The 12,684-nt window shown below is 69.5% G+C and carries 11 protein-coding genes; all 11 read right to left on the reverse strand.

Annotation, left to right across the window (positions count from 1 at the left end; translation table 11 throughout):
• Positions 1 to 16: 16 nt before the first annotated feature.
• Positions 17 to 694: a M15 family metallopeptidase gene (locus C1N81_RS03170; protein ID WP_394426504.1), complete on the reverse strand. Its 678-nt coding sequence runs from the start codon at positions 692 to 694 to the stop codon at positions 17 to 19.
• On the reverse strand, positions 691 to 1,749 hold the full coding sequence (locus C1N81_RS03175) for a bifunctional GNAT family N-acetyltransferase/NUDIX hydrolase (RefSeq protein WP_394426506.1): 1,059 nt from the start codon (positions 1,747 to 1,749) through the stop codon (positions 691 to 693). Before C1N81_RS03175 ends, C1N81_RS03170 begins: the two co-directional genes overlap by 4 nt.
• Complete coding sequence (locus C1N81_RS03180) at positions 1,746 to 3,164, reverse strand: phosphotransferase (RefSeq protein WP_394426508.1); 1,419 nt, start codon at positions 3,162 to 3,164, stop codon at positions 1,746 to 1,748. Before C1N81_RS03180 ends, C1N81_RS03175 begins: the two co-directional genes overlap by 4 nt.
• Complete coding sequence (locus C1N81_RS03185; RefSeq protein ID WP_394426510.1) at positions 3,154 to 4,008, reverse strand: class I SAM-dependent methyltransferase; 855 nt, start codon at positions 4,006 to 4,008, stop codon at positions 3,154 to 3,156. The genes C1N81_RS03180 and C1N81_RS03185 overlap by 11 nt, the downstream gene beginning before the upstream one ends.
• Positions 4,005 to 5,294, reverse strand: a complete 1,290-nt coding sequence (locus tag C1N81_RS03190) for a protein-L-isoaspartate O-methyltransferase family protein (RefSeq protein ID WP_394426512.1) — start codon at positions 5,292 to 5,294, stop codon at positions 4,005 to 4,007. The genes C1N81_RS03185 and C1N81_RS03190 overlap by 4 nt, the downstream gene beginning before the upstream one ends.
• 3 nt (positions 5,295 to 5,297) lie before the next feature.
• Positions 5,298 to 6,782: an NUDIX hydrolase gene (locus tag C1N81_RS03195; protein ID WP_394426513.1), complete on the reverse strand. Its 1,485-nt coding sequence runs from the start codon at positions 6,780 to 6,782 to the stop codon at positions 5,298 to 5,300.
• Between the two features lie 86 nt (positions 6,783 to 6,868).
• Positions 6,869 to 8,866: an ATP-binding cassette domain-containing protein gene (locus C1N81_RS03200; RefSeq protein WP_394426515.1), complete on the reverse strand. Its 1,998-nt coding sequence runs from the start codon at positions 8,864 to 8,866 to the stop codon at positions 6,869 to 6,871.
• A 305-nt stretch (positions 8,867 to 9,171) separates the two neighbouring features.
• Positions 9,172 to 10,062 carry an aminoglycoside phosphotransferase family protein gene (locus tag C1N81_RS03205; protein ID WP_394426517.1) on the reverse strand — a complete coding sequence of 297 codons (891 nt, stop codon included), beginning with the start codon at positions 10,060 to 10,062 and terminating at the stop codon, positions 9,172 to 9,174.
• A 341-nt stretch (positions 10,063 to 10,403) separates the two neighbouring features.
• On the reverse strand, positions 10,404 to 11,300 hold the full coding sequence (locus tag C1N81_RS03210) for an endonuclease/exonuclease/phosphatase family protein (protein ID WP_394426519.1): 897 nt from the start codon (positions 11,298 to 11,300) through the stop codon (positions 10,404 to 10,406).
• A 39-nt stretch (positions 11,301 to 11,339) separates the two neighbouring features.
• A complete protein-coding gene (locus C1N81_RS03215; protein WP_394426521.1) occupies positions 11,340 to 11,561 on the reverse strand; it encodes a helix-turn-helix domain-containing protein in 222 nt (73 codons plus the stop codon).
• Between the two features lie 89 nt (positions 11,562 to 11,650).
• Positions 11,651 to 12,619: an endonuclease/exonuclease/phosphatase family protein gene (locus C1N81_RS03220; protein ID WP_394426858.1), complete on the reverse strand. Its 969-nt coding sequence runs from the start codon at positions 12,617 to 12,619 to the stop codon at positions 11,651 to 11,653.
• Between the last annotated feature and the right edge of the window lie 65 nt (positions 12,620 to 12,684).

The raw sequence follows: 12,684 nt of genomic DNA on the forward strand, positions 1-12,684 counted from the left end.
TCTCTCTCCTGATGCGTCAGCGGCGGGTAGTGCCGTGCTGCCGCGGCAGCACAATGGGCCCATACAGGGCGGAAGACTGCCGGGATTGGAATGCCCAATAACGGTCACCGTAGGACCAATGCCAGTATTCCGTCGCATAGTTGACGAGCCCGGCCGTGGACAGCGCTGCCTTGAGGGTGGCCCGGTTCGTACGGGCCCGGTCGCTGAGGCCGACGGCGTCGGTGTAGCAGGCGCCGGCCGATTCCTCCGGTGACGCGTTGACCCGGACCCCCATGTCCAGTTCGCGGCCCCGGTGGTCGACGAGCGTCACGTCGACGGCCGCGCCGGCGGAGTGCGGCGCGATCTCCGGAGGCGACACGAACCGGCTGGCGGCCTCCCGGAGCGTGGCGGCCTGCCAGTCCGGATGGTCGCGGGCCAGTTCGTCGGAGTACTCCTCGAAGTACCGCCGCTGCAACGCGGGCGGCCGATACCCCTCGATGAACAGCAGTTCCACCCCGGTGGGCAGCAGCGACTGCGCATGCAGCAGCCGGGTCAGCACCCCCTGCCGTACGTGCGCGAAGGCCCCCGTCTCGTCCCGCTTGCGGGCATCAACCTTCAGACCGTGCGCCCGCACGTCCACGAGGTCCTCGCCGCAGTCCGTGAGGGGGATCGCGGCGACCCTCCGGTCGCACATCAGCACAATGCTGCTGCTCATTCGGTCTCCCAGTCCCAGGCGTCGAAATAGGCAGCCACCCCGGTGCGGCGGGCCTCGGCCACGGCGCTCAGGCGCGCGAAGTCCCGCGGCGGCATCAGCGCCTCCCACTCGGCCAGGGGAAGCACACGGGCTTCGTCGTGCTCGCGCGGATCCAGCGCGATGCTGCGAATCTGCTCCGCGGTGAGGCGGCCGCCGTCGAATACCGTCCCGACCGTGCTGTAGGGCCACTCGGCCCCGGGCAGCCCGTACACCGTCGCGAGCAGACGCGGCGGGCCGGACACCGTCAGCCCGGTCTCCTCCCGGCACTCACGCGCAGCGGTTCCGAACGGCCGTTCGCCGGGATCCATCGTTCCGCCCACTAGCTGCCACGGGTGCGCGGGCGAATAGACGGAGTGCAGCTGGAGGGGCCGGTCGTCCTCGTCGGTGAAGTACACGCACGCGAAACAGGTGGCCTTCAACACCGTCTCGGCATAGACCTCGGGTGGCATCCAGCCGGATCGCTCGCCGAAGTCCGGCGGGCGGGCCGACGGTTCGCTGACGGTGGCCGGCTCCTCCAGGCGCGTCATCCGCATCAGCGCCGCGTTGCTGGCGAACCCCAGGCCGCGGTAGAGCGGGGCGGCCGCCTCGCTGGCATGGAGCTCGAACAGCGTGACGTGCTCGGTGTGGAGCTGCTCGACGAGCGTGGTCAGCACCGTTCGGGCGTACCCGCGGCGCCGGAAGTCCGGATGCGTGGCGACGGCGTGCACGCGCGCCGCCAGACCCTTGGGATAGGCCGGCGCAGGGAGCACGGGGTGGATCAGGCCGAGGGCACAGGCGGCCATCGAGCCGCCCGGGGCATCGATGACGAACGCCCGAGCGTCTCCCGCCGCGGCTAGCCGGGGGATCAGCTGAGCCGTGCAGCGCCGGATCCACTCCTCGCTCAAAGGCTCGCCCAGGATGTACTCGGAGCGCATCCGTACGATGCCCTCGGCATCGGCAGGCGTCGCCCTGCGGACCGCCAGCCGCCCAACACCCGGTGCCCCGACGATGAGCGCGGGCGCCTCGTCGCGGTTCATGACGCTCCCTCCGCAGGAGAGTTGAAGGTGTGATCGGCGCGCAGGCGGGCCAGTGTCCGGTGTCCGCGTTCGACCAGTTCAGGATCACCGTGGGAGATGCCGAACTGGATTCCGCTCACCGCATCGAGAGCCGTGTCGATGATCAGGCGGGCCTCCTCGGCGGCGGTCAGGGCCCTGCCGTACCCGGCCATGAAGGCCTCATACAGGTCAGGCCGGCTGGCCCAGGCGTCGGACAGACGGACCATGTCGCGCACCGCAGGGCCGGGCTCGCTTCTCTCAAGGTCGATCACGGCCACGGTGCCGTCGGAGTCGTCGTGCAGGATGTTGCGAAGCTGGAAGTCACCGTGGGTCTCCACCCACTCCAGCGGCTCCAGATCCTTGGCCTGCCGCACCAGTGCACGGACGAACTCCTCGTCGCCGTCGGCAAGATGAGGGCGCGCCGCCTTCAGGTGCCGGTCGGCCTTGCCGACAGCCGGGCCGCTGCCTACGGGAGCCGGGCGTGGAGGCGAGGCCTCATGGATGCGGCGCGCCAGCTCACCGATCCGGCGGAAGATCTTGCGCTCCTGCTTAGGCCCGAGCACCTTGCCGTGCAGGGGCCGGCCGGGCAGGGCGGTGACGACGACGGCCCGCAGTTCTGTGTCGGCGGCCACCAGCCGGGGCGCAGCCGCGCCCAACGACCCGGCCCAGGTGCGCAGCGCTCGGACCTCCCGTCCGTGGAACTTGTCGTTCTGGTGGACCTTGACGTACCAGGTGCCGCCGCCGGCGTTCTGGATCCGCCACACGCGGCTGTTCTCTCGCGCCCATGAGGTATCGGTCCACTCGGTGATCGCGCCCACCGCCTGCTGCGCGAACGCCGCGACCATGGCGTCAGGCATGGTGCCGCATCCCGGGCCGGTCGCATCCGGGACCAGGCGCAGGCGGTCGGCAGCGGGGTCGTAGGCGATGGCGTCGCCGGGCAGCTGGAAATGCACGGCGAGCCGGGCACCGGCCCGGTAGGCGTCCAGGCCGGCCCGGCAGTACGCCACCATCCCGTCCGGCAGGGCATCCAGCCGCGCCCACATCATCGCGTCGCACACGTCCGGCTCGGCGATCCGCGGTTCGCCTGTCCAGTGACGGACTTCGAAGAAGTAGCCGGTGCGCGAGGCGCCGCCCGGGCTGCGGTGGTGCACGGTGACGGCGCCCCGCACGTCCTCCGGATCGATGACGACGCGGGTCTCCTCCCGCGTCTCACGAACCAGAGCATCGACGACGTCCTCGTGCGGGCCGTCCAGGTGCCCGGACGGCAGATGCCACAGCCCCGCCGCATACACCGTCCCGGCTCGCCGCGACAGCAAGACCTCCAGTCCCTCTGCACCCTCCCGGACCAGGATCAGATGAACGTCCACAGGCTCGGCGTGCCGCTGATCAGCATCCACTGCGACCTCCACCGCGCCGGGCGAGCAAGACCGTGAAGACGGCATGCTCGGTAAGAGGGCCGCCGGAGGCGTGGGCGTCGAGCAGCCTCCGGGCCTCGGCCTCGAACGCGGCATGCCGCTCGCCGAAAAGCTCCGGAGCCGCGAAGGACGTACTGCGCAGGTAGCCGATCACGTCCTTCGGCGCCCAGACACGGTCCACGGGAAAGCGGTGCTCGGTGACGTCGCTCCACGCTGATGCGGCGAGGTCCTCTTCGTACGAGCGGCGCGGCTCGCAATAGGCGGTCCCGGTGCCGGCCCGGCGTTCGGCGCCCAGGTAGCGCTGGATCAGTTCGCGCAGTGCACGAGTCCAGGCCGCGTCATGGGTCCACAAGCTGCCATCGCCCATGATGGCGACCGCAGCGTCCGGCGCGGTGTATCGGTCCGCCATCGCGAGTACGGCGGGCCGGTCCATCCAGTGGAACGACCGGCAGCAGGTGACCAAGTGCGGGGCGCGCGTCTCGCCCCCGGCGAGCGGCGTATACGCGTGGGCCGCAGCGTGGACGAGGCGGAGGGTGCAATGGCCGAGCACCGGCGTGAGCACATTCCGGGCCTGGTCCAGCATGGGCCGGCTGACGTCGACCGCCTCGATGTGCGCCAGACCCAGTTCGGCGGCCAGGAGCGCCCGTGGAACCTGCCCGGTACCCGTGCCCAAGTCCAGCAGCACCGGGTCCGGGCGGCTCCGCAAGGCGCTGGCCAGCAACTGCACCGCGGGCGGCGGAACGCCGGGCCGGAAGCGCTCGTAGTCGGCGGCCCCTGATCCGAACAGGGCCTCCTGCTCCGGCGCGAGCGTGTCGGGACGGGTCACGAGGCAACTCCCTCAGCGGACGGGCGGGGGGTGGGAAGACGCCAGGACAGGCGACCGCACGGCGACGCGACGCGCTGCCCACCGTCCGGCTCGAAGACGAGGCCGTAGCGTTCGGGCGCGCCTGCCGACCGCCACCGACTGGCGAGGTCCTGGATCTCTTTCCAGATGTCCCGCGGCCCTTGAACGGTCACGTTCCAGCGCCGGGCGCCCACCGGTTCGACCCGTAGCCAGGATCCGCAGCCGGGCGCGCCGATCACTAGACGCTCGGCGCCGAAGTCCCGTACGAGCCCACCCAGGAGATGATCGGCCGCCAGCCACAGGCCCCGGTCGCCGTCGGCCGGCGGGCGCAGCTTGCTGCGTTGCGTCCAGGTGCCCGGCTCAGAGGCGATGCGCTGCCGGAACTCCTCCGAGAGCCAGATCCTCTCCAGATCACGGCCGGCCTGGTGGGCGAACTCCACGGCCCGCAGCTCCGCCCGGACGTCTCCTTCGGCGGTGCGCTCGACGATCGCAAGGGCCGGCCACGACGGAGAGGCGCTGGTCACGTGCGCCAGCAGCCGGCCCCCGGGGGCGAGCTGCGCCACCAGGGCGGGCGGCACATGATCAACCGCATACGACAGGAAGATGCGGTCGAACTCCCGCCCGGATACACCCTGTTCCCCGGAGCCGCACACCATCTCGGGTCGGAATCCGAGATCGCCGAGCCGCGCCGTGGCCGCTTCGACGAGATGCCGGTCCCGGTCGAGGGAGACCACGTTCTGGTCGCCGCACACCTGGCAGGCCACGGCAGCCGTCACCCCCGCGCCTGTGCCGACGTCCAGCACCCGCTGACCGGGGCGCAGATCCAGCTCCTCCAACAGCGCGGACGTCAGGCTTATCAGCGTGGACGCCGACGTGATCGACGTCCCCGACCGGGGCCCGCGAGCCCGGCCCACCAGCCGCTCCCCGTCGTGCTGGACGAGCACACTGGCCCCGCCGTACAGAATTCCGAGCAGTTCGGGCCGGTCCTGCGGCTCAGCCCAGTCCAGCAGGTCCCAACGGCCCGGCCGTTCTTCCCGGCCGTTGCGCCGCACGTAGGCCTGCGGCATCAGCACTTCGCGGGGCAGGACCAGCAGCGCATCACGCACCGGCCCCACCCCCAGCACTCCCTCCGATTCCAGCCGGGCGACCATCGCCGTTCGCGCGGCCGCTGCATCGACCGGGACGGCCAGGAGCGCGCCCCGACCGGTGGACCCCGCTTCCGCTGTGATCGGGTTGCCTTGCGACGGGCTCGTGTCCAGGGTGCTCACCGCCTACTCGCCCCATCCCGTCTCGGAATACAGGCGCCCGGCGACGATCCCTTCGATCGCCTGGCGGGTGTACGGCACGACGGCGGCCGGCAGGTCCTTCGGGTTCCACCATCGCCACTCCACGCACCGGTCGGGCTCCAGGATCTTGGGCGTTCCGGACCAGGAGCGCGCCCGAAAGACGAGCCCCATGCGTGGCCGTGCGGTTGGCGAGTCGATGTGGTGGACCACGTGGACGAGCTCGACGTTTCCGGGATCGACGAGGAGACCGGCCTCCTCCTTCGCTTCTCTGATAAGGCATCTGATCGCGGCTTCTCGCTCACAGTGTCCGGCCAGGAAGTGCCACTCGTTCGCACCGAAAGAGGAATCAGTGTGGCGCAGACCCAGCAGGATCCGGCCGTGCTCATCCTGGAGGTAGAGGTGGACGCCGATGATGTGGAGCTCGGTCCCCTTGGGCGCTTCGCGCGGGACGCCCACACTGTCCAGGGAGCCAGCGGCGGCCGGGGATTGTCCGGCGGCATGCCGGCGGATCAGGTCGCCGAGTCCGGGGCTCAGAGGGAGCCGGTCCAGCATGTCAACGGAGAACCAGCGCAGCAGCACGCCTTCGCGGAGGTCCACGGTGTCGGGATCGCCGTTCCAGCGGCCTTCGTAGACCTGGATGGGCACCGCAAGGCCGTCGACGCTCGTCGCCTCCTCCACCGCGTACGGCGTCAGGTCAGTGAGTTCCAGACCGGGCGCCTCCTCAGCGAGTTCCCGGCGCAGTGTCCCCACCAAGCTGGAGTCGTCCATCTTCCGGCCGCCACCGAGAAGGGCGAACACTCCCGGAGCCCAGATGCCCTCACGCTGGTCCCTCAGATGAAGCAGGTAGCGGCCGCGACCGTCGTGGATCAAGGCGGATGCGTTGACGGGCTCCGGCCGCCCGTCGAGCCCTTGGGCCGCAGCGTCCAGGAGCTTGCCGCGCAGCGTCGGGGGGGTGGCGTCGAAGAGCGGACGCCACTGCGCACCGGAGACCTCCTCGTCCTGGAGCACGAGTGCCGGGCGCTGCTCGGCGCTGAGGTAGAACACGAAGCGAACGTCGTAGTGCTGGTGGGCTGCCTCGTCCTTATCCGCGCTGGCGGCGATGTCATGGACGTCGATATCGATCGGCATGGCCAGGAACTGCGGCGTCAGGCACAGGTCTCCAGGGCGGATGCCGGCCTCCTCTGCGGCTTCCCGCACCGCGGCGCCGAGAAGGGTGCGGTCACCTGCTTCGACGTGCCCACCCGGCACGAGTAGCAGTCCGCTCCTGCGATGTGCGATGTGCAGCACCTGCTGATTACGGTCGATGATGACGGCACTGCAGGTGATGTGGCCGGGCAGTGCCGTGCGGCTGGTGGGCTCGGCCGTGGCGTCGAGGGCCGCCAGAAGCGCGGCCAGAGCGTCGCGCTCCTGAGGGTGGTGGTCCAGGTAGGCGTCGACGACTTTCCGGATGTGGGTGCGAGTGGGCGGCACGCTGGTTCCTTGCTCAGGCGGAGAGATGGCAGGGGTGTCTGGACGGACACTTCGGCTCCGGTCGGGACGGCGGCGGGGGGAGGACGTCATACGTCCTCCGTCGCGGACGTCTGGTAGCCGGCAGCCTGCAAGGCGAACATCGAGGCGTACTCCCCGTTGATGCTGAGCAGTTCTTCGTGGGTGCCGGACTCGATGATCTTGCCGTTGTCGAAGACGTAGATGTGATCGCAGTCGATGACCGACGCGAGCCGGTGCGAGATGAGCACGGTGATCCGGTCCGGGCGGCGCTTGCCGCGCAGGACCGTCTGGTAGACGGCGTGTTCAGCGCGCGGGTCCATGCTGGCCGTGGGCTCATCCAGCAGCAGCACCGGCGCATCCTTGTATTCGCCACGGGCCACGGCAACTTTCGCCCACATGCCGGCCGAAAGTTCCTGGCCGCCGCGGAACCGCTTGGAAAGAGTTGCGGCCCAGCGGCCGGGAAGGCCGGCGATGACCTGGTCGGCTCCGGAAGCGACGACGGCGTCGAGAACGCGCTGTGGTTCGGCGCTGGTCAGGGTTCCTCGGGAGACGGTGATGTTGGACAGGGCGGAGAACGGGTACCGGGTCGGATCTTGCAGGACCGAGGCGACCTGGGCTTGCAGGGATTCTGTGTCATAGCGGGTGGTGGGTACGTCGTCCCACAGGATCTCGCCGCCGGTCGGGTCGTACAGCCCAGCCAGCAGCTTTGAACAGGTGCTCTTGCCTGATCCGTTGGCGCCGACGAAGGCGACCGTCTGCCCGGCGTGCAAGGTCATATTGATCCCTGAAAGGGCAGGTTTGTCCTTGCCGGGATAGGTGTAGTGCACGTCGTCGAGGGTGATGGTCGTCATGGCGCCGGGCGCCGCGATGCCGGTTCGGCGCGGCAGCAGGCGTCGGCAACGTTCTTGATGTTCCAGCAGGTCGCCCACCCACAAGCTCGTCTCGTACAGCTGATGGGCGACGTCCACGACGCGGGTCATGGACGAGCGGGCGCTCTGCAGGGCCAGGACGGCGCCCGCGCCGGCGGCGAGCGGCAGCCAGCCGTGGATCAGCATCAGGCCGAGGATCACGTAGGTGATGCCGGTTCCGATCCCTCCGGCGCTCCTACCGATCAGCGACATACGGGCTTCTGCGAGGTTCAGGCGGATGTCCTCGGCGGTGATCTGCTCGGTGAGCCGCGCGTGTTCGTCCAGCAGAGCCTGCTGGGCGGTGTGGGAGCGCAGTTCGGCCGCGGTGTCGCGGTCCAGCATCAGCCACGAGAACACGTCGGTGCGCCGGGACATCTCGTTGAACCGGCGGAAGCTGTGGAACCTGGCCTTTGCTGACTTCACTGCGGCTGCGCCGACGGGCAGGACGGACAGTGGCAGCAGGAGCAACAGCAGCGGATGCAGGAGTGCGAGGACGCTCGCGGTGCCGATGAGTACGAGCGCGGCAGAGGCGAGCGTCACGACATGACCGATGATCTGCCGTGCGTAGTGCAGCCCTTGGTTGCGGGCTCGGTAGCACTCGTCCTGCCAGGTCGGACTGTCGACCGCCTCCAGCTTCACATGCGAGGTGAGTCGGTAGAAGTCGCTCTCCAAGGCGGCCCGGATCAAGGGGGTCAGCTTCCCCTGGGCGACCGTGACCCCGTACTCGAGGGCCGCTCGCACCGACAACAACACCACTACGAGGAGCAGTTGCGGTGCGGCGGCACGCACCCGGTCGGGGGTGGGGCCGTCGGCGAAGATGTGTTGGGCCACCCCCACCGTGGCCACGAGTCCGAAGGCGGCCATCACTGCTGAGGCGGTCTGCAGCACGCCCAGAGCGATGGTCGCTGCCTGATTCGCCCGCCAGGCGAAGCCGCCGACCTGCCGCACGGTGCGGGGCATCTCGGCCAGGATCTGCCACACACTGGCGCGGGCGGCCGCGCCTTGATGCAGCAGCCACCACGCCTCGACCATCTCCTCCTCGTCCCCGCTCTGCACGATGCTGGCCGTCGTCGAGGGAGGAAGCGGGAGGACCTCACCGCGCGGCTGCGGCACCTCGGCCGCCGCGGCACCGGTGTCCACATCGGTCTGCTCGCTCACCGGCGCCTCCCCACGGATACGCCCGCTTCGGCACCGGACCGTGCCGACAGCGCCACGTACAGGGCGCCGTCCACGGCCGTGACGTGCTCGCGTGCCTTCTCAGGCCGCGGGACCGCGTTCCGGCGCGTGCCGCAAGGGGCGGGGGGCCGGACAGGAGCGGGAGAGAGGCATCGAAGGCCGGGAGCGGGACGGTCGGGGGGGTACATGGGGGGCTGCCTCCAGCAGGTGACGGTATGGGCGCGCGAGGTCGAAGCGGCACGGATGTCGAGTGGTGTTCCTTGCTGTGGACGGGCTGAACGGGTGGGTCAGGGCAGTCGGGGACTCACCCGCTCGAGGATGCTCACCGCCCGGGCCACCTCAGCGCCGTCGGCGTTGCGGTGAGCCCACTGCAGGTCGTCGAGGGCAGCCAGCACCGAGTAGGCGTTCAGGGCGCGGACCTCGTCAGCGGAGAAGTCGCGGCCGTACCCCGCCTGGCACGCGGCCTGGAGATGGGGCTGTGAGGGCCAGACGTCGGCGGCCAGCCACACGAAGTCCTCGACCGTTATGCCGCGGCCGGAGTTCTCGAAGTCGAAGAGCCCCAGGACGCGCGCCGCGCTGTCCCACTGCCAGTTCCGGGCCTGGAAGTCGCCATGGCGAAATCCGACGGGCAGGTACGGGGCGAGCAGCCGCAGAACCTGTCCGGCCCGCTCGATCCCGCTTCTGTGCTGTTCGGACAGGAGATGGGAGACCAGCGAGACATGGGCGGCCGCCGCATCCACTTTCTCGTCGACATCCGCGATTGCGCGGGCACGGACCGCGGGACCAGGACGCTCCAGTTCATGCCAACGCCGCAGCAGGCCGCCGGCGAGCGAGTGCGCCGACCGCTCCTGGGCCGTCCGCAGCGTCAGCCCCTGAACCCGCGCGCCGGGCAGCGCCGACGTCATGATCACGCCCAAGCGGGGGTCCGTGTCGAGCAGCCGCGGGGCATGCCCTGCACCGAGTGCGGCGGCGGCATGCCGGTAGGCATACACCTCGTGCTGGTAACGGATCGCGTTCCGGCTCACCTTGACGTACACGGAGTGCGTCCGCAGGTGCACCCGCCACACTCGCGAGCTGGGCCGCCTCGGCGATGGAGCGTCGGCGATGAACTCCATGCCGGGAACTTTGCGCTTCACCCAGAGTTCCACCTCGGGCGGCATCACCGCGTTCCCGGTCATCGGCCTTCCTCCCGGCGCCCGCCAGCCGGAGGAGCCGAGTTGACGGCGAGACACACGGCGCGTTCGATTTCCTGACTCCACATCAGGTGATCGGGTCTGCACTGCATCGCACCCCTTGATGTCGAACGAATGAGTGGAACACCGAGGGAAACGACCCCCTCCGGTGTGGCGTCACGGCCATTTCCGGGCGATCTCTCGCACTGGAATTCGATTCGCGCCTCCCGGCCGTGACAGGGCAAGGGCGCCTCCCGCCGCCGCCGTCGAACAATCACCCTCGAGGTGGACGTGTCACCCGATTCGGCGATGGCGTTCGCGGCCGCCCTATGCCCCGGCCCGGGCCGTCAGGCCGCCGTGGCGAAGGGCGTTCTCAGAGCGTCGACCAGCGCGTCGGCATCCAGGCGCACACGCACGATGTGGTGGTCGGACAGGTCGAGCGGGACCTCGATCACATCAACGGACAGGACGGCCGTCAGCAGTTCCGGCGTGGCATAGACCCGGTCGATCCGCGAGTCTGAGCCGTGGGTGTCGCAGGCGTCGACGGTCCGCGCCACAGCCCTCGGGTCACCGGCCATGGCTCGGTGCCGGGCAACGTCCTGCAGACCCGCGGTGCGCAGTGCTTCGTCCGGGCGCGTATCCATTCGCCGGACACCGTCCGCGCCGACGTATGATCGGTGCAGGCGATGCGGCCTGTCCTTGATCGCTTCCAGTTCCGGAAGAGCCGGGTCGCCGGGAAGCCCCGGAACCGGATAGGAGTTGTTGTCGCCTCCCATCAGGGCGGGCAGGGTGACGGCGGGCCCGTCAGGAATCTGCCACTTCTTGTCAGCCCATGTGCTGAGCCACTCCGTCTCGGCGAGCCGGTGGGTCGTACTGGCGTAATTGAGGTGATAGGCCACCGCGACGAACGGAATCGCGTTCTCGCCAGCGGGGGCGTAGCGAAGGGTCAACGCGGTCGGCGGCAGCACGTACGGGAATTTGGTGGACCATTCCTGAACGACTGCGAAGTCGTTGCTCGCGAAGACGGCCGTGCAACTGGATTCACCGAGCCAGCCGCGCATCCCGAGCATGTTCTCCGCCTCGGACATGACCTTCTTACTGTCCTGGCCCGCATCCCACATCTCCTGGCGCAGTACCAGGTCAGGGTTCAGTCCAGAGAGCATCTGATAGCCGGCGCGTCGTCGTGCCGGGTCCTTCTTTCCGTTGTTCTCGAAATTCCAGTTCAGCACAGTGATGACGTTCATGGTCCCCCCTCTATCGAGGTCGGTCGGCAGTGCAGGAGTTCAGTTCTCGGGGAGCTCGGTGCGCCGAATTCCCCCGCGCGGGCGGAAGGTCACCCCGGCCTCCGAGAGGAGCTTGTGGACGAAGCCGTACGAGCGCCCGGATTCGGCCATCAGGGAGCGGATGCTGTGGTTGCTGTTGTAGCGCTCGGCGAGATCAGCGGCGTATTTCTTGCGCGCCTCTCCGGCCAAGCGTTCCTTGGGGGCAAGCGGCGTGATGGTCATGCCGAGTTGCCTTTCAAGTGTCGAAGGGACAGGGGCTACGGAGTGCTGCGCGGCTGGCCAAGTCCAGCCCAGGCCCGGCCGGTTGTGGGTCAGGCGATGAGTTCTCCCACGGCTAGCGGGTCGAAGGTCCGGCGCAGCGCTTCGACAAGCGCTCGTCGCGAGAGGATCACCTCCAGGGCGTGGTGGTCGCTGAGGCCGGTCATGTCGATCACGTTGACGTCCTGAACGGCCTGCACCGTCCAGGCGTCCATGTAGCCGCGGTCGATGCGCCGGCCCCCGCCCTGGCCGACGGCACGGTGACCGGCGGTCGCCCCCAGGGCCTCCGGTTTGCTGTGGCGGCGAGCGGCGAATCGGGCGGGGTCGTGCATGCCACAGTCCGTCATCAGCTCGTCCAGGAAGGTGCAGCTCTTCCAAGTCCCGTCGTCCTGTTTGAGTGCTCGGTGGCGCCGGTGCACGACGTCCGTGATGTCCGGGGAGGCCCAGTCGATCGCGGGTACGACCTCTCCGGTCGGCACCGGGTACTCGTTGGCGTCGCCGAACAGCCAGCAGCCGGCGCGGGAGCGGTCCGGGTCCCGGCCGTGCTGGGCTTTGACCTTGTCCACGAGGGCGGTCAGTTCTTCGTACTCCCGCTCCCGTCCCTTCGGTGAGCAGAACGAGCCGTGGAAGGAGGCGGTGACGATCGGTGTCTCGGGAACGTCCGGCAGGCCGATGACCACGTTGGTGGGCGGAGTGCGCCAGATGAAGCGGTGCTCGTGGTCGGCGTGGATGGTGAACGTGCTCTCCCGGACGAGCAGACCGGTCGGGTTGCGGCCCTGCCCCATCGGCGCACGGAAACCGTGCATGTCCAGGGTGCGTTGGGCGGCGTCCCACCGCCGGGCCGCGGCGGCGATGTCCTCTGTGCTCGCGCGGGGTCCGGTCTGGGAGTACGTCAGCTCGGTGACAGCCAGCCAGTCCGGCCTCCTGGGCGCGAGTATTCCCTCGTACGCCTGGCGCCACGGCTCCGGCAATACACCAGGGGAGGGTTCCGGACCACCATCGTGCTCGAGGTTGACCAGCATCAGACGCACTACGTCATCGTGCGATGTCGTCATCGAAGCCCTTTCGCTGAGTGCCGCATCCGGCC

The organism is Streptomyces sp. SGAir0957 (assembly GCF_043523415.1).